General features: G+C 37.9%; 30 protein-coding genes. 9 read left to right on the forward strand and 21 right to left on the reverse strand.

The genetic code is table 11. The features are described 5' to 3' along the window. Positions 1-143 precede the first annotated feature (143 nt). The 3 genes from RST01_RS07190 to RST01_RS07200 all read right to left on the reverse strand — a co-directional run bounded on the left by RST01_RS07190 (position 144) and on the right by RST01_RS07200 (position 3422). Positions 144-953, reverse strand: coding sequence for a hypothetical protein (locus RST01_RS07190; RefSeq protein ID WP_147195526.1), 810 nt, complete (start codon positions 951-953; stop codon positions 144-146). A gap of 372 nt (positions 954-1325) precedes the next feature. Continuing rightward, positions 1326-2264 carry a DNA/RNA non-specific endonuclease gene (locus tag RST01_RS07195; protein WP_147195528.1) on the reverse strand — a complete coding sequence of 313 codons (939 nt, stop codon included), beginning with the start codon at positions 2262-2264 and terminating at the stop codon, positions 1326-1328. Positions 2265-2483: 219 nt separating this feature from the next. Further along, positions 2484-3422: an L-threonine 3-dehydrogenase gene (locus tag RST01_RS07200; RefSeq protein WP_147195530.1), complete on the reverse strand. Its 939-nt coding sequence runs from the start codon at positions 3420-3422 to the stop codon at positions 2484-2486. 239 nt (positions 3423-3661) lie between these two features. Here RST01_RS07200 and RST01_RS07205 point away from each other — a divergent pair, with 239 nt between their 5' ends. After that, a complete protein-coding gene (locus tag RST01_RS07205) occupies positions 3662-4297 on the forward strand; it encodes a hypothetical protein (RefSeq protein WP_147195532.1) in 636 nt (211 codons plus the stop codon). Positions 4298-4514: 217 nt separating this feature from the next. Here RST01_RS07205 and RST01_RS07210 read toward each other — a convergent pair whose 3' ends face one another. The 10 genes from RST01_RS07210 to RST01_RS07250 form a co-directional block, all read right to left on the reverse strand. Further along, complete coding sequence (locus RST01_RS07210; protein WP_184117530.1) at positions 4515-4853, reverse strand: YolD-like family protein; 339 nt, start codon at positions 4851-4853, stop codon at positions 4515-4517. A gap of 60 nt (positions 4854-4913) precedes the next feature. Beyond that, the gene (locus RST01_RS07215) at positions 4914-6170 is read right to left on the reverse strand and encodes a Y-family DNA polymerase (protein ID WP_147195712.1); all 1257 of its coding nucleotides are present in this window, start codon (positions 6168-6170) and stop codon (positions 4914-4916) included. A gap of 253 nt (positions 6171-6423) precedes the next feature. Further along, the gene (locus RST01_RS07220) at positions 6424-7212 is read right to left on the reverse strand and encodes a carbon-nitrogen family hydrolase (RefSeq protein ID WP_147195536.1); all 789 of its coding nucleotides are present in this window, start codon (positions 7210-7212) and stop codon (positions 6424-6426) included. A 165-nt stretch (positions 7213-7377) separates the two neighbouring features. Then, positions 7378-8577: a glycine C-acetyltransferase gene (locus tag RST01_RS07225; protein WP_184117531.1), complete on the reverse strand. Its 1200-nt coding sequence runs from the start codon at positions 8575-8577 to the stop codon at positions 7378-7380. Between the two features lie 68 nt (positions 8578-8645). After that, positions 8646-9365, reverse strand: coding sequence for a YczE/YyaS/YitT family protein (locus RST01_RS07230; RefSeq protein WP_147195540.1), 720 nt, complete (start codon positions 9363-9365; stop codon positions 8646-8648). A gap of 10 nt (positions 9366-9375) precedes the next feature. Continuing rightward, positions 9376-9858, reverse strand: a complete 483-nt coding sequence (ybaK, locus tag RST01_RS07235) for a Cys-tRNA(Pro) deacylase (protein WP_147195542.1) — start codon at positions 9856-9858, stop codon at positions 9376-9378. A 255-nt stretch (positions 9859-10113) separates the two neighbouring features. After that, positions 10114-10290, reverse strand: a complete 177-nt coding sequence (locus RST01_RS15960; RefSeq protein WP_184117532.1) for a hypothetical protein — start codon at positions 10288-10290, stop codon at positions 10114-10116. Positions 10291-10568: 278 nt separating this feature from the next. Further along, positions 10569-11195 carry a DUF7010 family protein gene (locus tag RST01_RS07240; RefSeq protein ID WP_147195544.1) on the reverse strand — a complete coding sequence of 209 codons (627 nt, stop codon included), beginning with the start codon at positions 11193-11195 and terminating at the stop codon, positions 10569-10571. Between the two features lie 284 nt (positions 11196-11479). Continuing rightward, a complete protein-coding gene (locus tag RST01_RS07245) occupies positions 11480-12103 on the reverse strand; it encodes a YhfM domain-containing protein (protein ID WP_147195546.1) in 624 nt (207 codons plus the stop codon). A gap of 86 nt (positions 12104-12189) precedes the next feature. Beyond that, positions 12190-13659 carry an amidase family protein gene (locus tag RST01_RS07250; RefSeq protein WP_244946667.1) on the reverse strand — a complete coding sequence of 490 codons (1470 nt, stop codon included), beginning with the start codon at positions 13657-13659 and terminating at the stop codon, positions 12190-12192. A gap of 97 nt (positions 13660-13756) precedes the next feature. Here RST01_RS07250 and RST01_RS07255 point away from each other — a divergent pair, with 97 nt between their 5' ends. The 3 genes from RST01_RS07255 to RST01_RS07265 all read left to right on the forward strand — a co-directional run bounded on the left by RST01_RS07255 (position 13757) and on the right by RST01_RS07265 (position 15945). After that, the gene (locus tag RST01_RS07255) at positions 13757-14665 is read left to right on the forward strand and encodes a DMT family transporter (RefSeq protein ID WP_147195548.1); all 909 of its coding nucleotides are present in this window, start codon (positions 13757-13759) and stop codon (positions 14663-14665) included. Positions 14666-14708: 43 nt separating this feature from the next. Further along, on the forward strand, positions 14709-15428 hold the full coding sequence (locus RST01_RS07260) for a class I SAM-dependent methyltransferase (protein ID WP_147195550.1): 720 nt from the start codon (positions 14709-14711) through the stop codon (positions 15426-15428). Between the two features lie 67 nt (positions 15429-15495). Next, complete coding sequence (locus RST01_RS07265) at positions 15496-15945, forward strand: GNAT family N-acetyltransferase (RefSeq protein WP_147195552.1); 450 nt, start codon at positions 15496-15498, stop codon at positions 15943-15945. 76 nt (positions 15946-16021) lie between these two features. On the opposite strand, the gene RST01_RS07270 is transcribed toward RST01_RS07265, so the two are convergent. Next, positions 16022-16345 (reverse strand): MazG nucleotide pyrophosphohydrolase domain-containing protein, encoded by a 324-nt coding sequence (locus RST01_RS07270; RefSeq protein ID WP_147195554.1) that lies wholly within the window; start codon positions 16343-16345, stop codon positions 16022-16024. An 82-nt stretch (positions 16346-16427) separates the two neighbouring features. Here RST01_RS07270 and RST01_RS07275 point away from each other — a divergent pair, with 82 nt between their 5' ends. From RST01_RS07275 to RST01_RS07285, 3 genes are all read left to right on the forward strand, one after another. Beyond that, positions 16428-17009, forward strand: a complete 582-nt coding sequence (locus tag RST01_RS07275; protein WP_147195556.1) for an LOG family protein — start codon at positions 16428-16430, stop codon at positions 17007-17009. An 88-nt stretch (positions 17010-17097) separates the two neighbouring features. Further along, entirely contained in the window at positions 17098-17295 is a 198-nt protein-coding gene (locus tag RST01_RS07280) for a DUF4083 family protein (protein ID WP_147195558.1), read from the forward strand. A gap of 104 nt (positions 17296-17399) precedes the next feature. After that, positions 17400-17951 carry a putative glycolipid-binding domain-containing protein gene (locus RST01_RS07285; protein ID WP_184117533.1) on the forward strand — a complete coding sequence of 184 codons (552 nt, stop codon included), beginning with the start codon at positions 17400-17402 and terminating at the stop codon, positions 17949-17951. 59 nt (positions 17952-18010) lie between these two features. Here RST01_RS07285 and RST01_RS07290 read toward each other — a convergent pair whose 3' ends face one another. The 6 genes from RST01_RS07290 to RST01_RS07320 all read right to left on the reverse strand — a co-directional run bounded on the left by RST01_RS07290 (position 18011) and on the right by RST01_RS07320 (position 22391). Beyond that, positions 18011-19042 carry a S66 family peptidase gene (locus tag RST01_RS07290; protein WP_147195562.1) on the reverse strand — a complete coding sequence of 344 codons (1032 nt, stop codon included), beginning with the start codon at positions 19040-19042 and terminating at the stop codon, positions 18011-18013. 33 nt (positions 19043-19075) lie between these two features. Beyond that, positions 19076-19354: a hypothetical protein gene (locus tag RST01_RS07295; protein WP_147195564.1), complete on the reverse strand. Its 279-nt coding sequence runs from the start codon at positions 19352-19354 to the stop codon at positions 19076-19078. 50 nt (positions 19355-19404) lie between these two features. Beyond that, positions 19405-19929: a shikimate kinase gene (locus RST01_RS07300; protein WP_147195565.1), complete on the reverse strand. Its 525-nt coding sequence runs from the start codon at positions 19927-19929 to the stop codon at positions 19405-19407. Further along, complete coding sequence (locus RST01_RS07305) at positions 19898-20731, reverse strand: alpha/beta fold hydrolase (protein ID WP_147195567.1); 834 nt, start codon at positions 20729-20731, stop codon at positions 19898-19900. The genes RST01_RS07300 and RST01_RS07305 overlap by 32 nt, the downstream gene beginning before the upstream one ends. A gap of 303 nt (positions 20732-21034) precedes the next feature. After that, complete coding sequence (locus RST01_RS07315) at positions 21035-21787, reverse strand: hypothetical protein (RefSeq protein ID WP_244946668.1); 753 nt, start codon at positions 21785-21787, stop codon at positions 21035-21037. 40 nt (positions 21788-21827) lie between these two features. Further along, the gene (locus RST01_RS07320; protein WP_147195571.1) at positions 21828-22391 is read right to left on the reverse strand and encodes a GNAT family N-acetyltransferase; all 564 of its coding nucleotides are present in this window, start codon (positions 22389-22391) and stop codon (positions 21828-21830) included. A 278-nt stretch (positions 22392-22669) separates the two neighbouring features. Here RST01_RS07320 and RST01_RS07325 point away from each other — a divergent pair, with 278 nt between their 5' ends. Continuing rightward, positions 22670-22939, forward strand: coding sequence for a 2TM domain-containing protein (locus RST01_RS07325; protein ID WP_147195573.1), 270 nt, complete (start codon positions 22670-22672; stop codon positions 22937-22939). Positions 22940-23054: 115 nt separating this feature from the next. Here the strand turns inward: RST01_RS07325 and RST01_RS07330 are convergent, their stop codons facing one another. Beyond that, positions 23055-23627 (reverse strand): metallophosphoesterase family protein, encoded by a 573-nt coding sequence (locus RST01_RS07330; protein ID WP_147195575.1) that lies wholly within the window; start codon positions 23625-23627, stop codon positions 23055-23057. Between the two features lie 125 nt (positions 23628-23752). Between RST01_RS07330 and RST01_RS07335 the strand changes: the two genes are divergently transcribed. Then, positions 23753-25939 (forward strand): DNA topoisomerase III, encoded by a 2187-nt coding sequence (locus RST01_RS07335; RefSeq protein ID WP_147195577.1) that lies wholly within the window; start codon positions 23753-23755, stop codon positions 25937-25939. Positions 25940-25951 lie beyond the last annotated feature (12 nt).

The raw sequence follows: 25951 nt of genomic DNA on the forward strand, positions 1-25951 counted from the left end.
ATTACAGAATCGCGCCCGATGGCTAAGTGGGTTTGTACCACCAGGTTATTAGTAATAGAACAAGAATAGTAATCAGAAAAAAAGAGCTACCTTCCTTGTGGAAAGTCGCCCTTTATTTAAAACACGACAATTGGCGTATTTTATCAAGAACCTACAGTTGTTTTCAATATTTCAAATTTCCCTTGTTCATCCACGGTAAACATGACACTATTATTACGACTATCCGTTCTTCCTAAGCTTTTTTTATGAGGGCTAGAATATATGATTTCAACAGCTATCTTATAAATGCCCTCCTTTAGCACGTGGCTCTTCTCGAAATCATCCACAATACTTTGAGCATTGGGAACAGTTTTACTATTTTTGTACGTATTGTAATAGTATCTAAAATTAATGACTCCTGTATAATTAGCATGTTCTCTAGGTTTACTATCTTTTAACATTTTCATTATGTTGTCAGTGTTTATTTTTTGTTCGCGTTTGAAATTTTCAATTAATTCCTTTTCTTGTTGTTCATCTATATCTACACTCAAATAGTAATAGAATTTTGGAGTCTTTTTATTAAAGGAGAATTCACTTAATAAGTTATACTTTTTTGTTATCTTATCGGATTGTTTCAAAACATCACGATGTTGTTCTACATAAGCTCCTTTGAATATTTCTAGAAAAACATCACGACTTGTTTTTCCATCAATTTCAAGTGAGTTTTCGTTTACAGTTAAACTAGTAAAAGTTTGGTATGGTTTTCTTATTTCTACTTTGGTCTGTATATCAGAAATTCCAAACCCTTGACTAGTAGAAAGAATTTTAAAATCCTCATTCTTTATCCCGTAGTTTTCGGATAAATAATCTCCTATAGGTTTTTCTACTAGTTTTGAATTTTTAACGCAACCACTTAATAGGACGAGTGGTATGCTCAGTAATAAGGTAAAAACAGTTACTTTTAGTTTCCTCATTCACATTTCCCCTTTCCTATTATATACTTCATACAATCATCGTTGGGTTTTTGCCCATCCCCAAAAAACTTATGTTATCTTAATTAATTCTTTAATGGAAGGAAAGTTCCTTCTTCAACTAAACTGTCTCGTTAGTTTAAGTGTAACACTTCACATTGTATCGCCAAACCTTCTTGATGTTTTACTAAAGCTACACGTTAGTTGTATAAAGCTATTCTTGCGTAAAATAAACCTCCATGTTCTAATTTGAAACCATAAAAAATGACTAAACCCTTTATACTCAAGGTTTAGTCATTTTTTGGATAAAAATCGATAATGGCCTGTATTTATCTATCCTCTTTGAAACTTATTTTGTCTTCAATTCTTAGATGATTATTCCCCTACCATACCATCATTATCTCGGTCATCCATATATGGGTATAACCAATGATTCCTTGTTATGGGCATACTATAACCTGCTGCTTTTGCTTCTTTAATCGTCACCTGTCCATCACCGTTTGTATCAACACTAGAAATATCGTTCTTTTTGTTTGAACGAGTTGTAGTTGAATTGGGCGTCTTATTGCCAGTTAGACCGAGCGATTTGTTTACTTTATCAGGGTTTACATTGTTAAATTTATCAACGATTTTCTCACCCTTTATCGTATAGGTATACTGATAACTTGAGGGGATTTGTGTTTTCGTATTAGGATAGGTGATAATTGCTTCAAAGTTAGTAGCCCCGCCAGCTTTACGAATGGCATCTTCCATATATGCTTGATCACCATGTCGGTTGAGTGTACTTTCTTGTGGAGTAATATTGTAAGCATTTGATACCCCTCCGAGAGAATCCGCAATGATATGTCCTTCATCTAAATCTGCTCTTTCAACACCTGGAACTTTTGCTTCATCAGGGTAGTATCTACCAGACGATGTTACTGGTTCGGTACGGTCATCTTGTAGAACAATTTTGTCGGCAATAACACGAACCAGTTGCCCATGCTCATTCGTAAATCCCCAATATTCACGATTTCCAAAACCAATGTCAACGACGACGTTTGATTTTCGATACCCAGAAAGATCACCACCATCAACTTTAATAAGTTTATATCCTGAGAACAGTTTTTTATTTGGTTTAGTTGGTGTTTTCTTTGCTACTGTTTCACCAATAACCGAAGTGATAGTTTCATCTTTTTCACTATTTTTATTTGTATCAACTGTGTTTACTTCTTGTGAATTTGTTTCTTTATCTTTAATGGATGCACCTTCAGTACAACCAACTATAAAGACGGTCGTTAAAAGTAATATTATGTAATTCATTTTCCTTTTCATGTTAGGACTCTCCTGTAATAGCTTTATAGTATTTGTTTCAAGATATACTTTATCATAAATATATCCATTTACCTTATTGGTTTTAATTTATTAATAAATATATTTCTTTAAGAATTAAAATCTGAATAAGTAAAAAGAGGCCTGAAAAGTGATTTGCCACTTTTTCGAGCCTCTTTTTCATATAGGATTAGCATTTTAAAATGCTGCTCCTTGCCTAGTCTATTTTAGTTTTTCTTTTAATACATTTAACATATCGATTGTCATTGCGTCTAAATCAAATTTTGCTTTAAAGCCCCATTCTTCTTTTGCCGCTGTTGGATCAATCGAATTCGGCCAGCTGTCTGCAATTGCTTGGCGTACAGGATCCACTTTATAATCCATTGTAAATTCTGGCATTACTTTGCGGATGGAAGCTGCAATTTCTTCTGGTTCAAAGCTCATCGCTGTTACATTGAATGCATTACGGTGAATGAGTTTTTCTGGATTTGCTTCCATTAAGTCAACGATTGCTTGCAATGCATCAGGCATATACATCATGTCCATATATGAACCTTGTGCGATATAAGAAGTATATTTTCCTTCTTGTACAGCTTTATAATAAATATCCACCGCATAGTCTGTTGTACCGCCGCCTGGAGGAGTCACATTGGAGATCAATCCAGGGAAACGAACGCCGCGCGTATCTAAGCCGAAACGTGTGAAATAATAATCGCAAAGAAGTTCACCCGCTACTTTATTTACGCCGTACATAGTAGTCGGACGTTGTAATGTGTCTTGAGGCGTATTATTTTTCGGTGTTGATGGGCCAAACGCGCCGATAGAACTTGGTGTAAAGAATTGCATATTTAATTCGCGTGCTACTTCAAGAGCATTCACAAGGCCGCCCATGTTTAAATTCCAAGCGAACAATGGTCTTTCTTCAGCTGTTGCTGACAACAACGCTGCCATATGCATGATTGTATCTGCTTCAAAATTCTTCGCTAATTCATGCATGCGCTTTGCATCAGTTACGTCTAATTTTTCAAATGGTCCTGCTTGGTTGGCACTCTCTTTTATATCTGTAGCTAGTACATTTTCGGTACCATATTCTTTTCTTAGCTTCGCCACTAATTCTGAACCGATTTGGCCAGACGCGCCTGTTATCATTATTTTTTTCATTGTATAATCCTCCCTCTATTACATACAATTGTTTTTTCTGACAGTACATTTTCTCTTCCTGAAAACATTTGTACTCTCACAGTGTACAAACTAATCCCTTAATACCTATTATTTAAAGTGTTTTTTCGGATTTATTATATACTGTATTTCTAGAAAGCACAACTAGTGCTCATCTACTGATTTTGTCTGAGACTTTTTCTGAATTTTCATTTATACTAAACGAAAAAAGGAGTGAACGAATGGAATTAGTAAAATTAACGCTCATTTATTTATTTGCTATCCTAGCATGCTCTTTTCTACTTTTAATGGATATCCCTACATGGCTAATCGTTATTTTGCTTATCTTATATGTATTTATGTTTACACTTTATCCCCACTTCAATGCACTATGGTGGACAAACAATCTTAAAAAAATCGACCGCTTCCTTAAAAGAAACAAGCAAAAAGCATTGTTTGCCTATCCATACGCCATCGCCCATGAATCCTTAGCAGAACAAAAAGACGCGCTTCAACGAATAATTTCCACCCATCAACAGCCTTATATCAAACATAATTACGCATGCTTGCTTGCCCTACTAGAAGAACATTACGATCAAGCGCTGACTGAAGCAAAACAAATTCAGAAAGAGCCTTATCAAAGCTATATGATTGCCCACAGCGAGGCCCTGCTTGGAAATATCGAGAACGCACGTGAAATGATGCCGCAGTTAACTGAAAAGTGGATGGTGCCGTCGATTGAAAGTTTGATTTCTTATAAAGAAGCTAATCAGGAGGAATTTGGCCAGCATTCTTCGCTAGCTATAAAAAAAGCAAGAGGCGTGCAAAAGTATTTGCTGTATTACAGCTTTTCACACATGGAAAAAAAGAATAATTGATTTGGGTCACTCACGGCTAGTTTCGGGTCACTCGACTGGTTATTTAAGTCACTCAGAGATCCATTCGGGTCACTCATTCCATTTTAGGTCGCTCACTCTTGAATTCAGCTCACTCGACCGATTATTTAGGACACTCATGCCCGGATTCGGACCACTCGACTGGTTATTTGAGTCACTTAGTACTACATTTGGGTCACTCGGGTTCGATTCGGGGCACTCACGCCAATATCTCCAAATGAATAATACAGTCCACATCCACCCAATGATTTTTAGAGAATGCATGTTGATCTTGTATTAACAGTTTTTTCTTTTCACTGTTAAGGTCGGCAATGATGCCTGTAAAGCTACGGCTCGTTTTATCATGCCATACTTCTACGATTACTTCTTTTTTGCTGTAGTATGCTTGTAGTACTTCCTCTTCTAACGCCTGCAGTGTCCATTCGTCATATGCAGGTTTTTTGATTTGCTTTAATTCACTTTGCCAGTTTTTCAAACGTTGGACGTGTTCTGGCAGCATCATAGCCGTCCACTTGATATTCCCTCGGTCGCGTAGCACTAACACACATCTCCTTTTTATCCCGTCTCGCATTAATAAGCTGTAAAATCCTCTCAGACTTTAGCGCTTGTGCCCTCCAAGCAATCCGTCGCGTCCAATCGCAGTACCTGCCTCTGTATACGAAACGGCGCGAAGTATAGCTGTCGAACCGTAATGTGCACGAAGGTGATCCATCGCGGCGCCGAGCTTGCGGCGTTTCCAGCGTTTTGTATCAAAGAGGCTAAGCTGCAGTGACTGTTCTGATTCTAATTTTGATATGCTAATGCTGATTTGTCGCACAGGACGTTCGTTGTAATGCTCTTCAAAAAGCTGCAGGCATACACGATAAATCGCCATTGTATCATTGGTCGCTTCATCAATCGTTTTTGCGCGTTGGAAGCCTCCGCCAAAAGCATCGCGGCTATACGATATGCCCAATGTAATGGTGCGGCCCACTTTATAAGCTTCCCTTGCCCGCCTGGCTACATCCTCGCACATCTCAAGCAACACGATGAAGATTTCCTTTTTCGTATGGTAATCGCGTTTTAATATCTGGCTTTTGCCGAAACTGATTTGGCCTTCGACAATTGGTGCTTCTCCTACGGTAGATAAATCAATCCCCCATGCATGGTGGTAAAGCTGGTTGCCCATAATGCCGAACTTCTCTTCGAGTGCAGATAAATCGGCATTTGCTAAATCGCCCACTGAAAAAATACCCATGTGGTTTAGCGTTCGTTCGGTGCGGCGTCCAATTCCCCACATTTCAGACAGCGGCATAACAGGCCATAGCTTTTTCTCAACGTCCTCAAAGTCCCACTTTGCAAAACCTGTTTTTTTCGCTTCTAAATCGAGTGCAAGCTTTGCTAGAAGCATGTTAGGTCCCATACCGACAGTACTTGGAATCTCAAATTGCTTGTAAAGCTCATCCTGAATGGCACGCGCTGTTTGTTCTGGATCCCCCCATAGCTTCTCCGTGCCTGTTAAATCAATAAAGCTTTCATCAATACTGTAAACATGAATCGCTTCGCTCGGTACATAGCTCGTAAATAACTTAGTGATTTCAACAGACATACGCACAAAGTACTCCATCTTTGCTTCAAATACATGGATATCGGGGTGCTTCGGAATTTCAAATAACCGAGTGCCCGTTTTTATTTGGAAACGTTTTTTCGCAATGGGAGATGCAGAAAGCACGATGCTGCTTTGCTGCTCCAAATTACCAACAACGGCAACCGCTTCATTCAGCACATTCAAACCAGCGAGTGTCGCCATGCAGCTCGCATAAAAACATCGCATATCTATACACATAATCGATTTATTTGGCATATTTTCATACAGCACAGCGAACTCCCTCCATTCAATAAAGAACATTTGTTCTAATTCTAAAATGAGACAAGTGAGATGACAAGTCATAAAGAGCATTTACCAAAATGTAACGTTTTATTTTCTAGATAAAAATAACGAGAGAGGAATGTAGAAAGGGTTTGTGGATATATTATATTCACTGAAAGGATGGATATACGTTTATATCCAAAGAGGCAGGTTTTAACAATAAGTAAAAAAGCGAGAGAAATAGCTTCTCTCGCTTTAATCACAATAGAATATCCTTGTATAAATCAGGCCGCCGGTCATCATAGACAGGAATTTGATCTCGCACTTTATCGACATTAGAGAAGTCCACGTCAATAACAGCAAGCTCTTCATCCTCGTTCCCCGTCCACAATACTTCACCCCAAGGCCCAATAATCATGGACTGTCCATTGAAGTTTTCTTTCTTATTGCTAATACGGTTAACAGCTATAACAAAGCATTGATTTTCAATGGCTCTTGCTTGGAGTAACAATTTCCAATGATCAATTCTTGGTGTCGGCCATTGTGCTACAACGAACAACGCCTTTGATCCATTTAATGTATGAAGGCGCAGCCATTCTGGAAAACGGATATCATAGCAAATAACGCCCGCCGCCTGCAAGTCGCCTAAAGCAAAGTTGTTCTTTTCGCTTCCCGCGGATAAATGCAAATGTTCATCCATGAGGCTGAAAAGATGGACTTTATCATATTCTCCTACTAGTTTGCCCTCTTTATCGACAACATACATCGTATTGTAGAAATGATTATCTCTCTTTGTTGCTACAGAGCCACCGACAATATCGATGCGAAGTTCTGCAGCTAAGTCCTGCAAGAATTTCTTAGTTCTTTCCCCATGATCATCCGCTAATTCATTTAACTTTTTCAGCGCATAACCTGTATTCCACATTTCAGGCAAGACAACAAGCTTGGCTCCTTTACTAGCACTTTCGCGAATGAACTGTTCAGCTCTTTTAAAGTTCTTTTCCACATCACCAAATGCTACATTTAACTGAATGCATCCTATCTTCATGTTTGCGTACCTCCGTTTGAACTTTTCGCCCCCATAGTAAACTTTCAATTCTGAAAAATATACATATTATTCTATCTTTTCTGAATCAAAAAGTATATAAAAACGAGATACTAGACAGTCCTTTAACATAAAAAAATCCCGCCATAATGGCGAGATTTTAGGATATTAAGAAATAACACCAAGCTCTTTACCGACTTTTTCGTAAATCGCTAGCGCTTTATCAAGCATTTCTTTTGTATGGGCAGCTGTTGGCATATTGCGTACACGGCCAGTGCCTTTTGGAACGGTTGGGAACACAATCGATTTCGCATAGACGCCTTCTTCAAGAAGACGTGCTGAGAATGTTTGTGTTAATTTTTCATCGCCGATAATGCATGGCGTAATTGGTGTTTCTGAATGGCCGATATTAAAGCCTAATTTTTTCAGGCCGGCTTTTAAGTAATCGCCATTTTCCCAAAGCTTGTCATGAAGCTCTGTAGAGTCCATCAGCATTTGAACTGCACGTGTGATAGCAGCTACGTCACCTGGTGGTAATGCTGTAGAGAATAAGAAGGGACGTGAACGGACTTTTAACCAGTCGATTAGGTTCTTCTTACCAGCTACATAACCGCCGACAACACCGATTGCTTTAGATAATGTACCGATTTGGAAATCAATCTCATTTTGAAGTCCAAAATGTTTAACTGTCCCTTTCCCTTTGCCCATTACACCTGAGCCATGTGCATCATCCACATATGTAATCAGATCAAATTCTTTTGCAATTTCTACGATTTCAGGCAATTTTGCCACATCGCCGTCCATTGAGAAGACGCCATCTGTGATGACCATAATTTTGTTATATAGGCCTGATTCTTTCGCTTCTTTCGCTTTTTGGCGAAGATCTTCCATATCAGAATGGTTGAATGCGATAATTTTCGCTTTTGATAGGCGGCAGCCATCAATAATAGACGCATGGTTTAGTTGGTCTGAAAGAATGGCATCATTTTTGTCCATAACAGCTGAAATAGCAGCCATATTACAATTAAAGCCTGATTGATAGGAAATAGCCGCTTCTGTTCCTTTAAACTCAGCCAATTTTTCTTCTAACTTCACATGCAAATCAAGCGTACCGTTAATTGTACGCACAGCGCCTGCACCTACGCCATATTTATCAATTGCCTTTTTGGCAACTTCTTTTAATTCAGGATTTGTCGCTAATCCAAGATAGTTATTGGAAGACAAGTTAACTAATTCTTTTCCTTTAACTTGGATTACTGGACCATTCGCGCCTTCAACGGCATCGATTTCGTTGTATAATCCTTGGTCGCGAAGCTGTTGTAAATTTTCGTTTAAGAATGTATTAAGTACGTGTGACAAAGTCCTCATCCCTTTCCTGCATATCTATAACGTATTGTAGCATATCTATTTTTAGTTTTGCATTTCTATGCCAGTCACTACTGCTCTATGATTTCTTTTTCTACTTGCTTATTTTTACCGTCATCTATTTTCATACATTTTTTCAAAGCCTTCTCGCTATACCGAAGTGCTACCTGGATGATGGGCCCTAGTGCGAAGACCATTACAACGGTACCAATGCCAACAGGTCCACCAAGGAAGTAGCCGACGACCGCTACAGTGAATTCCATGAAGGTACGTGCCGAAGTAATGCTCCAGTCGAGTTTTTCAACAAGCAACAGCATCACGGTATCTCGTGGCCCTGCCCCAAAATGGGCCGGTATATACAGGCCACAACCGATAGCGATGAGAATGGTACCGAGAATAAAATCCATTAATTGAAAAGCGAAGTGATGCGGATCTGGCAAAAGCCAGTTGAAGAAATCAAGGAAGAGTCCGACCACAATCATATTAAGGAATGTGCCTATATGCGGCCATCGCCTAATACCAATCGAGGATAGTGTCACAATGAGAATGCCGATTATTTCCGACCATGTACCAATTGATAAACCAAACTGTTGATACAGGCCAATATGCAGCACATCCCATGAACCGACGCCAAAACGCTGGCCTTTTACTGTCAGTGCAATCCCCAGCCCAATAACCATCAAGCCAGCGAAAAAGAACAGCAAACGCCACGTATTTACTTTCTTCACTTCATCCCTTCTTTCACCATTAGAAAAAGAAAGCCATGCATGAACATGCCTTTCTTCATTCATTACTTCTATTTTAAACTAGAGATGTGAATTTTGCATGTGCCGCTTTTGCTAGACTTTCCGGCGACAAGCAAATTTGCATACCAATCTTTCCAGCTGAAACAAATATTTCATCTAGTTTTTCTGCTGCATCATCAATCCATGTAGGATACTGCTTTTTCATACCAATCGGCGAACAGCCCCCTCTGATATAGCCTGTATTCGGCAAAAGCTCTTTCACAGGTAGCATTTCTATTTTCTTTTCGCCAACCGCTTTTGCTGCCTTCTTTAGATTCAGCTCAGAAGCTACAGGGATGACAAAAACATAGAGATTGCCTTTGCCGCTTGTTGCGACAAGCGTTTTATATACACTCTCTTCTGCCTGCCCAATCTTATGCGCTACTGCTACGCCGTCAATCTTCCCGTCTTCCACTTCATATTCCGTCAACGTATAAGGGATTTTTTGACCATCCAACAAACGGACGGCATTTGTTTTTTGTATCTTATGTTTTGCCATAGCAATCTCCCCTCCTAAATGAACATGTAGATGGTTGGTTCAGCAAATTGAAAGCCTTGTCTGGCCATGCTGGTTTGAAAAGTATAACGCGAAATTGCTCTTTCCCTTATGTGCTGCTTTGATGGTACTTGCTCAAATGTAGACTCCTTGAGAGATGTATTCGTTATTTGAGTAACAGGATCATTATGTATGCGCCAGATGCTATTCTTTCCTATGTCTTTGCCCTTTTGGTTGCGGGCAGAAGCAGTATACTCTTCATTGTGCTCCTGATCTGTCTTTCCCGTCAAAATTCAGCAACGTTTCAATAGATGATCTCGGCTTATGATATTGAGCGTTTCTCCGGTAAGTCTCATCCGCTGTTTTATGACGAAGCGCCCTCTTGCGGTTTTCTATATCCGTATACTGTTTTTCCATAAGTGACGAAACATGCATGGCAACACCCTCCCCCTTTTTATCATGCCTATATAGTCGAATACACTTACAAATAAGAGCTTTTTTATCTTCATCTATTAATATATCAGAAAAGTGGAAATAGCCGAATGGGATCCAGAATATTTTCCACTATTTAAAATTAAACTTGCAACCTCGATAGAAAACCGATAGTCTCAGTAATTGAAACTAGATTCTGGAGGAATAAAGTGTAACAACTAAAACCACAACAGCAACAAAGTTTTTGTATGTTCACCTAAAACGACCAATGTGTAACAATATTATTGGTCTCGTGCCATCCTAAGTAGTCTCCTACCCACGGACAAAATCACAAGGCTGGTTATCCATAATATCAACATAGAACCCAAGCCAACCAATGTCCACCATGTGTTAATCTGATGCGGTCCAAGACTGGACTTCAAAGGCACAAAGAGTAGTGTCACAATCGCGAGCAGACAAAGAAGCGTTCCTGTAACATAATAAGCCTTGACTTGGAAAAGGTAAGCAAGAGGAAAGAAGTGCACCCCAACAATTATAGCCATAATCGGAAAAAACCAATCGAAATGTCCAACAGTATTGCAAATGATAGCAGCAATAATAATCAACAAAAATTCTGTAGCAAAAACAATATTAAACCACTTGTTGACATTGACATTCTTAGAACCATGGGTATTTGTACTATCCAATTTTCGGGAACTCCTAATCAATGCAATCCCCGAGAAAAATAAAGTAGCACCGATAAATATTGCAAGAATTAGTAACCAAATAGAACCCAAGCCCTGCAAACCTCCAATACCAACGTCCGCCCAGACTGTCCCGAAAAAGGCCATAAACATAACCCCGGAAGCAGTCCCACGAATGTCCGCTCTAGAAATAACGCTTTCCGACACACGAATCTCCCTCTCCATTAAATTTCCACCTCCACAACATGTTTCTTTAAATTGCCCTTAAATGAATTAAGTGCTTATCCTTATTCAAGGATTGTGCCCCACAAGGGAAAATCTTATTGAAGATAAGCACAAGTTAGATTAAAGCTTTAGCTCCGCTCACAGTACTTTTCTAAATAAAGAAAAAACAAACTCTTCTCACATTATATTTTATAGCCAATTATATAATTCTACATCTCCATCTATTTCACCTGTATACTTCCGTCAACATAAAGAAGCCCTTAATCTCGGAGATTAAGGGCAAACTATATACTGATTAATATTTTTTGGATTTGTAATATTTCTTGTACTTCCATCTTTGGACTAAAAGGAATCCTATTAAAACTCCTATTGGCCCTGAGTAAGTCGCTGGCCCTCCAATAAAGATAACTGAGCTTACATAACCAGTAAGAATAAACAAAGATAAAAATAATGATATCCCATTTTTCGTGTAGTAAATATTCTTTCATTATGCTCCATTCCTTCTTGAAAACCATAAAAGTGTCTAAATTATCTTTTGTTCTAGATTCATTTTTCTCTTCATGAAGTAGACGTATCACTTTATGACATCTTCCAGATTTTTCGCGTCTGCTATTAAAAATCGTATTTTTATCCTTATCATTCATTATGGTGGCAGAGCCATTCACATTGAACCACAAGTAGTATCTGTCTTGATCAGTATCCATTCTATATTGTGGGTCTGTTATATCGACAATTCCCTTTTGTTTTTTTGCTTGGCGGATAGCATTCACAATAACTTTCACTTTCGGAGAATCAGAAATTACTTTTAAGGTGTTTTGTTTTTCCTTTGAAAAGCTAACCATTTCTTGTACTTTGACTTCCTTTGTTTCCTTTACTTCATTTGAAGAACAAGCAAATAATGTGAGCAAAAGCATAACACTCGTTAGCTACAGGAAAAAGTTCTTTTTCATCATTCTCCTCCCCTATGAATAATATCCACTCATGACCTTCTCATTTAAAACTTTGGTGGTACGCGCCTCTTCGTCTGTTGTTCGTAGGAATAGGCTAATTCGATTAGCTTTGGTTCACTAAATGCCAAGCCTGAGAACGTCAAACCTACAGGAAGCCCGGTTTTTGTGTAACCCGCAGGAACTGTGATAGAAGGATAACCCGCTTTGGCAGGCAATTCATCGCCAGAGTCACTTAAAAATAACAGAGCATCTAAACCATTCTCTTCCATTACCTTATCAATGCCAAGTTCTCCTGATAATTTCACATCATCTGAGCGTTGCTTCAGATAAACCGGATTTTCTAGACTCTCGCTTCTTCCCTCTGACTCAATCAATAAATCTTGGCCATACTTCATTCTGTTATCAGGGTCTTCTTCATTAAAGGCAATAATGTCTTTTAGCGTTTTCACTGATACAGAATCTGAGGTTGTCTTTAAATACTGATTCACTTGATGCTTGAATTCGTAGGATAGGACATCGGAACTGAGATCATGTTCAGGGACCTCCACTTCCTTTATAACAGCGCCCAGGTTTTGCAATTCACCCATCGCTATATTCAACATTTCTTTTAGCTCTGTCGTTTCTTCATCGTGCCTATCCAAAAAGCGAGGATCAACACCAATTGTAGCTCCTTTTAAACCGTCCATCTTGAGATGCTTTGTATAATCCTGAAGTGCCTTACCTTCACTTGTTGCTGTGATAGGATCAGCTGGATCAACACCCGTTAACACACCTAATGTAATAGCTGCATCTCTTACCGTCCTTGCCATAGGACCAGCCGTATCTTGGCTAAGGGCGAGTGGAATAATCCCCCCTCGGCTAATTAGTCCGACTGTTGGTTTGATACCCACAATGGAATTCAAACTCGATGGATTCAGAATGGAACCACATGTCTCCGTTCCAATACTAACCACCGCAAAATTAGAGGCGATACTTGCACCAGAGCCAGAGCTTGAGCCGCCTACAGATCCAGCCTCGAAATTCTCCGGCCCATAAGGATTTTTAACCTGTCCACCCACTCCACTGTAACCGCTAGGTGCCTTAGTAGACATAAAATATGCCCACTCGCTCATATTGGTTTTCCCTAATATGATTGCACCTGCTTCTCGAAGTTTTTTCGCTACCCATGAGTCCTTCTTCGCATAGTTATCCTTTAATGCAATTGCACCTGCTGTAGTGGGCATCGGATCCTTTGTTTCAATATTGTCTTTCAGAAGAATAGGAACTCCAAAAAGAGGACCTTGTCCCCCCGATCCCATCGCCTTATCCATATCAGCAGCTATGTTTAATGCATCCGGATTTATGTTGAGGACTGAATTAATTGCAGGGCCGCTGCTATCAAACTGTTTAATCCGTTCTATATACCGTTCCACTAACTCTACAACCGTCAATTCCCCATTTTGCAAAGCTTCTTGAATTTGTTTGATCGACCATTCTTCCATTTTATATTGTTCTCTTTTTGTTAATGTGCTCATCTCGTCCCTCCCGGCAACTTTTCTACCAATCATTATAGCAATACTCTTTATTTTCTGATATGTTTAGAGCTATCAATATTAAAGAAGGTGGGAAGTAATGCGCAAATACATAGGAGAACTCGCTCTGACGATTACAGCGATTATCTGGGGAAGCGGCTTTGTGGCGAGTGCCATTGCCTTGGAGCATTTTACGCCGTATCAGATATTGGCGATTCGCTTTTTCATAGGAGCAGTCATATTAGGCATTGTTTTTTATAAAAAGTTAAAAGGAATAAACAAAGAAACAATTTTCAAAGGAGCAATATTGGGGACTTTCTTATACTTGGCTTTCGCGCTTCAGACAGTCGGGCTACAATTTACCACCCCCTCCAAAAATGCTTTCTTAACAGCAGTCAATGTCGTCATCGTACCGTTTATCGGCTTACTTTTGTATAAAAGAAAGATGGATTACTTCGAACTCATTGGGGCATTCCTTGCCATTATTGGTATCGGCGTCCTCTCGCTGAAATTGTCCTCTTCTATCAATATCGGGGATTTATTAACACTAGCCTGTGCAGTTGGTTTTGCCTTCCATATTTTTTATACAGCCAAATTTGTGAAGGATGCTGATCCAATCCTTTTGACATTAGTCCAAATGACGACTGCTGCCCTTATTGGTTTTGCTGTTGTCTTTTTCAAAGGGGAAAGTTTCCACACGGTTGAAATGGGCGGAACACTCTCTATTTTATATTTGGGGATTTTTTCTACAAGCGCTGCCTTTTTGCTTCAAACAGTTGCCCAGAAGTTCACCACAGATACAAAAGCCGCCATCATACTTTCAACAGAATCTTTTTGGGGCATGGTCTTTTCCGTACTCATTTTGCATGAAGTCTTGACCATTAAAATGGCGTTTGGCGCGATTCTTATTTTAGGGGCGATTATTATATCTGAAACGAAGGTGCCGTTTTTAACGAAAATAAGAATAAAGGATTTAAAGTTTGGCCGACGTGGACAACGAGACTCTTGATATCATGGCCAAAATAAACATGATGTAGAAAGTGGGTAGATTCATGATTCCGTTAGTATATGACCAACTTAGTGGCTGTGGGAAAGACAATGAATTCTTCTTGGCCCTGTTGAAAAAATTAAACGTGAAATACATAGCAGATCTGGGTTGTGGAACGGGCAGATTAACAACCCATTTTTCAGAGTCAGGCTATCATATTACAGCGATTGATCCGAATGAAGAAGCAATCGAATATGCAAAAGCGAAAGAGTATCCAGAGGAAGTGACCTGGATTGTTGGGGATAGCTCCAATTTACAAACAAATGCTATTGATGCTGTCATCATGACGGCCAATGTGGCGCAAGTATTTCTTACAGATGAAAGTTGGCAGAATGTCATTTCTGATGCATATCGAGCATTAAAACCTGGCGGACATTTTATTTTTGATACACGAAATCCCTTAGCCAAAGAATGGGAACAGTGGCAGGAAGATATGACACCTGATCTTGCAACGAATCCGTTGAACAACGAACCACTAGAAATTTGGACGGAATACGATGGATTTGTAGGTGATATATTTACTTTTTATGAGACCGTCAAAGTTGCAAGTACAAATGAAGTAGTCATTAAGAAAAAAATGCAATTAATATTCCGAACTCAAGAAGAAATACAAGAATCATTACAACAAGTTGGATTTTCACAAATCCATGTTTATGGAGATTGGACATTTACCGAAGCCACATCAGACACCAAATCTTTTATCTTTCATGCTGTAAAAGGATAGCATATAGCTAACGAGCCAAATTGTTGATTTATTTGTGAAGGGGAGTTGTAGGTTGGATTTAAAAATAATGAGAACCCATGAAAATGAAGTACCAAAACTTTTAGAGATTCAAAAAGAGTCCTTTGCGGAAGATTTAAAGCGATACAAAGACCAGGATAGTAACCCTGTTAACGAGCCAATGGAACGATTACTTAGGAAGACACAAGTCTTTTTACATTATACAATTTGGCTCAATGGCGAAATTATCGGCGGTATTGATATCAGAGATTTAAATAACAACAGATATCGGCTCAATCGAATTTTTTTATCCAACAATCAACAAAATAAAGGCTATGGCACTCGCATTATGGAACTTATTGAATCCGAATTTCCTTTAGCTAAAGAATGGAGTTTAGATACACCTCATCTGAACACAAGAAATCATCACTTTTATGAAAAGTTAGGCTATAAAAAGATTAATGAACATCAAGTTACGGATACGTTAACTTTGTTTGATTATGTAAAGAAATTAGAATAGGAAAAAATATAGTTAAGAGCCTTGATACAATCAATACGTAGCAAGGCTCTTTAGTTCACTATTAGAATTCACAAGATTACCCTTTTATCTTATACCTGTCATCCAACTTTTCCTGATGCACTTTAAAAATATCTTCTAGCTTAATATCATATTTATTCGCGATATCAGTGATATTTCCCAATACATCACCTAATTCACTTACAAGCTCCTGCTTCTTTTCAATATATGTATTTTCAGTTTCATCTGGTCGATCGCGTCCAATTTCAAGAGCTCTGATTGCTCGGGCAACCTCTCCCGTTTCCTCCGCTAAGAATCCAATACGAATGAATATATCTAATTGTGACCATCCTCGCTCTTCATAATAATCGTTAATCCATTGCTGAAATTCATTCACATCCATACTCTAATCCCCCTTGGTTCAATCTCAAATATTCCCTATAATAACAATTGTATAATAAAAACTTGTAGAATTGAGGGAACTTATGAAAAGTGTAGCAGTATTTTGCGGTTCTAGTATGGGGGCTTTACCTACTTACAAAGAAGGAGCCATCGCTTTAGGAAAAGAATTAGCTGATCAAAATATTACACTCGTATACGGCGGTGCTAGTGTAGGTATTATGGGTACAGTGGCAGATACGGTATTAGAAGCAGGCGGCCAAGTAATTGGTGTTATTCCCAAAATGCTAGAAGAAAGAGAGATTTCTCATAAACATTTAACAGAATTGATTATTGTTGATTCTATGCATGAAAGAAAAACAAAAATGTCAGATTTGGCTGATGGGTTCATTGCATTACCTGGAGGTCCAGGAACGATGGAAGAGTTTTTTGAGGTATTTACATGGGGACAGTTAGGTCTACACCAAAAACCTTGCGGGATATTAAATATAGATCATTATTATGATCAATTAATTAATTTCTTTAACCACATGAATGAACAACAATTTCTTCAAGAAAAATACTTATCAATGCTTTTGAATGAAACATCTCCAGCAAAACTAATTGAAAAGTTTCATTCATATACCCCTCCAGCAATAAAAACCTATATTAAAGAGAATCAAGCTTAAAAAGATTATTTTCAAACTGAAACAGGCTCGGTAACTATGAAGTATATTGGTCAGATACGAAAGAATAATAGCGAAAGAGGTAACAACCATGAGCATAGTAAACATCGGTGACGTTGTATCTACGTTGATTATTATTCTGCTAATAATCCTATTTTTTGTATCAATTACACTCTTCTTTAGAAAAATGTCTGTTACTCAAAGAAAAAGAGCAGAAAACAATATAAAAGTGGAGCAAAAACTAGATAGAATAATTGAACTATTAGAGCAAGATAAAAGGAATAAATAAGACTGTTAGCTTTCCGGAGCGGGGTCGATTCCTCCGCGTATACATAAGGATCGGAAAAATACCATTGTAAACAAGTGGATATTCGAATGAGGAGGATGGATATAATGAAACAAATCGCAATTTGGGAAAATAAAAAATCTGCTGGTTCTGAATTCTTAGAGGTAAAATCATCAGAAGATACTTCCATAGCAAAAAGTTCAATTATATCAATTGAAAATAATACTCCCTTAAAAATAGAATATAAAATTGAATTAACTAATTGGTTTACAAAAAATGTGAAGATCAATTTATTAAACCTTGGTAAATCTCTTTATCTTGAAAGTAATCAGAATCATCAATGGTTTGACGAACATGGGAACGAAATCCCTGAACTCTCTGGAGCAATTGATATTGATATATCTTGTACACCGTTTACTAATTCATTACCAATAAATAGAGTAGATTGGCGTTTAAATAAACCTCAGAGTTTCCTAATGGTTTATATCAAGGTTCCTGAATTGGCTCTTAAAAAAGTTGAACAAGTATATACTCTAATCAAGGAAGAAAAAGACTATCAAATGTTTGATTATAGAAGCTCTTCATTTCAATCTACTATTCAGGTTGATAAAGATGGGTTGGTAATTGAATATCCAAAACTATTCAAAAGAAAATACTGAAGACTAGCAAAAAAATATCAAAAAGCATGCATTCGAAATCTCAATGCATGCTTCCTAAATTATTCTACACCACTTTCCAAAATGGTGAAGGTTCCTTTATCGCAATTTATCTCTGCCAATGCACCATATGGCAAAATAAACTTCGGTTCCGTATGGCCAAAATTTAAATTATAGAGAATCGGCAAATCTTCTATGTTAAATTCCTTCATAGCTAATTGAATAACCTCTTTATATTCATCGTAATATTTTTCATCTTGAGGTTTCCCAAAGATAATGCCTTTACTCTTTTGTAAAATGCCTTGGGCAGCATAGTTGCGCAACCAATATTTAATAAGATCCGGCGCTGTCTTTTCTTCAGAGGTTTCAAAGAAAAGGATGCTATTCTCCCAATACTTTTCTTCTGGCCAGAGTTCTGTCCCTTTTACAAATTCAAGTACCTCAATGCATCCTCCTATCAAACGTCCTTGCACTATTCCAGAACCTTGAAGAACTTCAACCCCTGCATTTTTCTGCATGGCTCGCCGGCGTGTTTTATTTCCTTCTGCCCACTCTACATATTCACTCGTCCATTCATTCGCCGGAAGTATTTCACCAATCACTTCATTTGAAAAGAGCGTTCGATTCACCGATTCAATTGTATATGGATCCATCTCCACATTTTCTGCAAAATCAGTTAGAATGGCTGGACCATAAAAAGAGGAAACCCCAGCCTTATGGCAAAATAAATGTGAAATGGTTACATCGGAGTAACCCATAAATATTTTCGGATTCTGACGAATAACGTCGAAATCGATATAGGGTAACAAGCGGATACTATCATCACCGCCAATATTTGCAATGATCCCTTTGATATCCTTATCCTTGAATGCCGTCATCAAGTCTTCCGCACGAGCTTGCGGATTATTATAAAGATAGTCTTCGCCTTTTAAACTATTAGGCATTGGCACAACTTCCAAACCAAAGATGTCTTCTAATCTTTTTACACCTTGTTCATATCGCCATCTAAGGTCTGGTTCACCCGCACCTCCCCAAGAAGGGCTTACTGTTGCTATTCGATCTCCCGGTTGCAGTTTCTTTGGTTTAATTAACATAATTTCGCCACCCTTTCACATGATTTTATTATTTTAATGGACTGTCTTCTTTTCAAACAAACCTATAAAAAATACGATAAGACCAGCTAGAAACATAATAGGAAAAATATAAAGCATTACTAATGCTGACCATCCACTTTTAGTGATTACTGCAAAACTTAAGCCCAATGCAAAAGAGATGGATGGTGAAATGAGTAGCATTAGAATAATTCCCCAAACTATATATTTTCTCTTTTTAGACTTACCTGTACTAAGCAAAAAAGCTACATAAGCACCTACGATTGCAATTAATATCCCTACAAAGATTGCCATTAGCTCTCTCCCTTCACTAAAGAAAATTACAATTTTATATTCTCTTACCTTCAATGGAAGTTTCTCAAAATTTCAGCATTACTTTTTAAGGTTATTAACTTGTTTTTATAAGGGCTAAGCAAAGCAAGTATTTCTGGCTTACTTTTATATTCAAAGACAGTATTGTAGTTATATAAATCCTTCAAAATTTTTAAAGACGGTTTATAATTTGCTTTTTCAACGCCTATTTTTTGTTTAAAGTACCTTTTGATTATTCTATATCTTCTTATTGGGAGGCTAATGTCTAGAAATAAAATTAGATCAGCATTTTGAAAGCAGGAAGATACCCATTTATGATGGGCCCCTTCAATAATCCAATTGTCAGTAGCAATTATTTTACTTAAATATTCGTCTCTCTCTTGTTTGCTTCGTTTAATATCTCCAGTGTCAAACCTTTTCCAAACAACATTATCCAATTCAAAATAGGGAATGCTTAATTGATCAGATAGCTTCTTGGCCAAGGTAGTTTTGCCACTTCCGATGGAACCAATGATATGTATTCGTTTAGGTATTGGCACAGGATTTTGTTTGTCCATAGAACCACTCTTTTAATTTGCTAACAATTATTTCGGGTGCATCTCGATATATCTCGTGACTCGTATTAGGAATAGCCTGAACTTCTGCATGGGGAATTACATTCAACAAATATTCAATTGCCTCATGTCGTTCTTCTTCTATTTCCTTGGGCATCGTACTATGCAGTAATAGTACTGGTGACTGGACCTTTGGAAAAATAGCTGCTGTTGGTTCTAAATGCATTCCTTTCATCACTGCTTTGGCTGTAAACGGAGATATGGATAGCCTAATTTCACCGTCAACTTCAGCAGCTTGTGCAAGACACCCCTCCTCAATCTCCTTCGACCAACGTGAAGAGTTAGCCCTTTCAGAGTCAAGAAATTCATTCCAGGAAGCGAAGCAAACACTATCAATAAAAGCACCTACATCTGTAAGCTGCTGATTAAGAGAAACGCCAGCCGGGCCCTGTTGGAAGTAACCGCCATCCAATAACACCAGTCCTTTGATTTTCTCCGAATACAATCCAGCCATATAAAGTGCAAGGTGGGCTCCCCATGAGTGGCCAACAAGATAGACATCGGTTAACCACAATGAATCGATAAAATTACTTAGACGTTCAGCCATCCTTGCTGGAAAATACTCTTTCTCATTATCCAAGGAAACTTCTCCACCATGTCCTGGTAAATCAAAAGCGATAACGTAAAAATCATTCTGTAAAAGTTTCGCTAGCTCCCCAAAACTTAGACCAGAAGAGCCCATTCCATGCAAGAAAACAAGTGCAGGATTGTCTTGATTACCCCATTCGTAATAACCTAATGCCATAGCTTAGCCTCCGTTCTTATTTAAAAATTCAGTCAAATAAAATTAATAATTTAACAGTTCAAAGCTTCAAATTGAAAGTATGAATAAAACTAACTAAAAACTCTTATCAACAAGCTAATTGCAAATAGAATATATGCAATCTGTATCAATATGTATAGGGTCCTTTCAAAGGTTGTAAGTCCTCTTTGCTTTCGAACCTTTTCGAGATATCGTAAATAAAAAGCTGCACTTAAAAAGATTAATAGTGTTGCTATTACCATTAAAATATCTGCAAATATAAGCATCATTCTCCCCCTATCTTATTTAAATCACAGTAAGCGGAGGAAATCCCGCTCGGCTCCATAACCATAAAGGCGTATGTACATCAATAGGGGCTAATCCACTTCCAGCAAGGGCTTTAACCCAAACATTCGCCACAGCTATTCGGTCATCTCCACTTCCATTCAACACTTCTTCCGTACATAATCCTAATTTCACAGTGGCTTTTAGAATATGAGTATCTGGTGCAATAGAGATGAGTTCCCGTGATTTCCAGGATACATTTGCATAACATTCTAAAACATATAACCAATAATTAAATATTTTCGGTCCAGAAAGGTATGGGAATTCTGATTTCCTGGAGCCTTGCACGATCTCTTTTAATAATGAAATGTCGAATTCTACTGACTCAATCAGCCCTTGGACGTTTCCTTGTTCCGATGAATGAACTATACCTTTTGCAACACGTTGCCAAATATCAGGATGGCGGTTTGGCTGTAAGCCCACACGATGTAGGAGCAACGCTTCACGAAGCTCATGAATATCTTTGTTAGCGACAACAATCGGATTAAATATCCAGCTCGTTTTAGGATCTTGATACGCTTTAACAACAGATTCCCATAACGAGTAAGAGTTTCTCTGATAATTTAAGGCCATTGCCAGAGTTAAAACATCTAGTAATTCATCTTCTTTCACTACATTAATCAACACATCCTCAGGCATCACTTCCCCGCCTAAAAGTCCATCTTCATGCATTTGTTTTAAGATATGTATATTTTCTAAAATGTTGTTCTCCAAAAATAAGATCCTTCTTTCAAATTAGCCAAGTTATCCGAAACTAGTGTATAGGATCCTTGGCATTTAATTTTTCATAATCTAACCTTGTCATACCTAATAGATCCAAATCCTCAAAGTCTTCACCTTTTTTAATATCATGTCTTAATGTTCCTTCGAATTGAAGTCCCACCTTTTCCATCACCTTCCGAGAAGCAGAATTTCTAGACATACAGTGTCCATATATTCTCTCTAAGCCCAGTACTTCAAAACCATAACTGAGCATAAAAGAAGCAACTTCTGTCGCATAACCTTTACCCCACTCATTTTTATCAATAAAGTAGGCAATTTCCGCTTTTTGATGACTACAGGAAATACTGACCAACCCGCAATTCCCTATGTATTTCTCTGGGTCTTCTTTTAAAAAAACTGCAAATTCAAAAGCTGTTCCTTGTTTTGCACTATGTTGTAAGTAGTCAATCCACTTATTTACAAGTGCTTTTGGGTACGGATGTGGAATGGTAATCATTGTGTCCGCAATTTCCGCCTGTGACACTACTGAATAGATAGCATCTGCAAATTCATGTTCATATGGTTTTAAGAGTAATCGCTTTGTTTCTAATATCATTTGCCTACCTCCGTTTTAGCTAATTGAACATTAATTTATTTAAAAAACGGCTTCCCCTGCTCTATAACTATTTCTACATTAGTTATTAGACTCCTTCTTGCTATCACCCTTTAGTTATCAATTTGCCTATACTTCTCCGACTATCCACTATAGTTTGATTCTAGGATAATACGTGGATATCACGGTGCATAAGATAATTTGAATAACTTCAAGAAACCATTTAGATGTATGGTAAAATTAATTAAAAATTGAAAATAATACGGAGGAGGCGTTTGAAGATGGAGCATGATGAAATTTATTTACGGGCTAAAAAGCGGGTTGAAAACTTAAAATCGTTTTACATTCATTTAACGGTCTATATTCTAGTTAATCTTATGCTTTTCTTTATAAACATCATCACTGATTCAAGTCATTTATGGTTTTTATATCCGTTAGGAGGTTGGGGTATTGGGGTTGCTATACACGGCATAACAACTTTTTCATCAGGAAGGTTTGGTGCGGAGTGGGAAGAACGTAAAATTAAAGATTATATGGAGAAAGATAAGTAAAATTAATTTATAATAATTGCATCACCTTAAGTCCATAGGTACTTAACATAAGCTATAATTTGAAAAAGCCCTCAAAGAAGAGGGCCTTTTCTATTTAACACCATATAATTAAGCTCTACTTTTTAATTTTTTCACCCTCTGGATGAAAACTAACGATACCACTATCAATTGTCTTAAAGATTCTGGAATAGACATTCTTGATTTCCATTTCTTTATTTGCTCCTTCTGTCATAGCATATCTCCAGGTTTCATCTGAATATTCTTTAGGAGATCCTGTAAATAAATAACCTGTAGCATAGTCATTTGGCCCACCTATTGTACTTGTAGGAGCGCTATCATAAGTGACATCTTTGTTTACAAACGGCACATGGGCTTTTGTAGACTGGATGAAAAAAGTTGGAATCGTTAAACGTTTATAGGATTCTACGTATTGATCATTTGCAGCATCTGATAAAAATTTAGGCATGATAAAAATGGCATCAAATTTTTTTGATAAAGAGTTTGTTCGGTTTTTTAAAGCTTTAAGTGAAATCGTTTCAAACTCTATATTTTTTTCAAAAACTTCTGGTATATCACCGATTACACCTATATGTAACTCTTTCCCACTATACATGTCAGTTTTACTGTTTTCTATGTTACACCCTCCAAGTAAAACAACCATTAAAGAATAAAATAATATCTTATACATGCATTCATCCCCCTTCCTTTTAAGAACAATTTAAGGAACTCCAGTTACCAATAGTCCTCATCCATATTTCAAATCCTGGAACTATGTTATAGTAACCATACACAAGTTTAAAGGAGAAGAATAGTATGGCAAAAAGCTTAGTATTAGCAGAAAAGCCTTCTGTCGCAAGAGATATTGCGAATGTATTGAAGTGCAATAAAAAAGGAAATGGCTTTTTGGAAGGCGACCGATATATTGTCACATGGGCATTAGGGCATCTTGTGACATTAGCCGATCCAGAAACTTACGATAAAAAATATAAAACGTGGAATTTAGAAGATTTACCAATGCTGCCCGACCGACTAAAATTGACTGTCATCAAACAATCCGGTAAGCAATTCAACACGGTCAAAACACAATTAAACCGCAATGATGTTAATGAAATTATCATCGCAACAGATGCTGGACGCGAAGGCGAATTGGTCGCACGTTGGATTATTGAAAAAGCACATGTGCGTAAGCCGATCAAACGATTATGGATTTCTTCTGTTACAGATAAAGCAATCAAAGATGGCTTCCAAAATTTAAAACCGGGTAAAGCCTACGAACATTTATATCATGCGGCAGTTGCCCGATCTGAGGCCGATTGGTATATTGGCCTGAACGCAAGCCGTGCCTTGACGACCCGATTTAATGCGCAACTTAATTGCGGTCGTGTACAAACACCAGTAGTCGCCATGGTTGCAGCTCGTGAAGATGAAATCAAAAACTTCAAGCCGCAAACGTACTTCGGTATTGAAGCACGCACAGCCAATAACTTAAAGCTGACTTGGCAAGACGAAAAAGGCAATTCACGCAGCTTTAATAAAGAAAAAGTAGATGCCATTGTGAATAAACTGGGCAGCCAAAGTGCAACGGTTGTAGAGGTAGAGAAAAAAGCGAAAAAGACATTCTCCCCTGGGTTATACGATTTAACAGAGCTTCAACGTGATGCCAATAAAATGTTTGGCTATTCCGCAAAAGAAACATTAAATATCATGCAAAAACTATACGAACAGCACAAAGTGTTAACATATCCTCGTACAGATTCACGCTATATTTCAACAGACATTGTTGCTACTTTGCCTGAACGTCTAAAGGCTTGTGGCAATGGTGAGTATCGTACAATTGCCAATAGGATTTTAACCAAACCAATTAAGGCAACGAAAGCATTTGTTGATAATCAAAAAGTGTCGGACCACCATGCAATCATTCCGACTGAAGCTTACGTTAATCGTTCTGCGATGAATGACAAAGAACGCAAAATCTATGATTTGGTCATCAAACGATTCCTAGCAGTTCTATCTCCAGCCCATGAATATGAACAGCTAACATTGCGCGCGAAAATTAAGGACGAAAACTTTATTGCCAAAGGGAAAACTATACTTTCAAGTGGTTGGAAAGAAGTATACGAAAACCGTTTTGATGAAGATGAGACTCATGAGGATATTAAAGAGCAACTCCTGCCACGCATTGAAAAAGGCGAAACGCTGCAAGTGAAATTGATCTCACAAACGTCTGGCCAAACAAAACCACCCGCACGTTTTACTGAGGCGACATTACTTTCGGCTATGGAAAATCCAACGAAATATCTAAACACACATGACAAAAAGCTCGCAGATACGCTTAAAACAACTGGCGGACTTGGTACAGTAGCTACACGTGCAGATATTATCGATAAATTATTCAATTCTTTCTTAATCGAAAAACGCGGAAAAGATATCCACATCACAGGTAAAGGCCGCCAGCTTCTTGATTTAGTACCCGAAGAATTGAAATCACCTGAAACAACTGCGGAATGGGAGCAAAAACTAGAGCTCATCGCAAAAGGCAAACTGAAAAAAGATGTATTTATCAATGAAATGAAGCAACATACAAAAGAAATCGTTTCAGAAATTAAAAGCAGCAACAAAAAATTCAAGCATGATAATATATCCACAAAGTCTTGTCCAGACTGTGGAAAGCCAATGCTTGAAGTGAACGGTAAAAAAGGTAAAATGCTCGTATGCCAAGACCGCGAATGTGGACATCGTAAAAATGTAGCGCGCGTAACTAACGCACGTTGTCCACAATGTCATAAGAAGTTAGAATTACGTGGTGAAGGTGAAGGGCAGATATTCACATGTAAATGTGGATATCGTGAGAAACTATCCACTTTTAAACAAAGACGTGAAAAAGAATCAAAAGGAAAAGTGGATAAACGGACAGTCCAAAAGTATTTGAAAAACCAAAAAGAGGATGAACCTGTGAATAATGCATTAGCAGAAGCATTAAAAGGGTTAAAACTCGATTAAAATAAAAATCCT

This window comes from Rummeliibacillus stabekisii (assembly GCF_007988965.1).
Taxonomy (GTDB): domain Bacteria; phylum Bacillota; class Bacilli; order Bacillales_A; family Planococcaceae; genus Rummeliibacillus; species Rummeliibacillus stabekisii.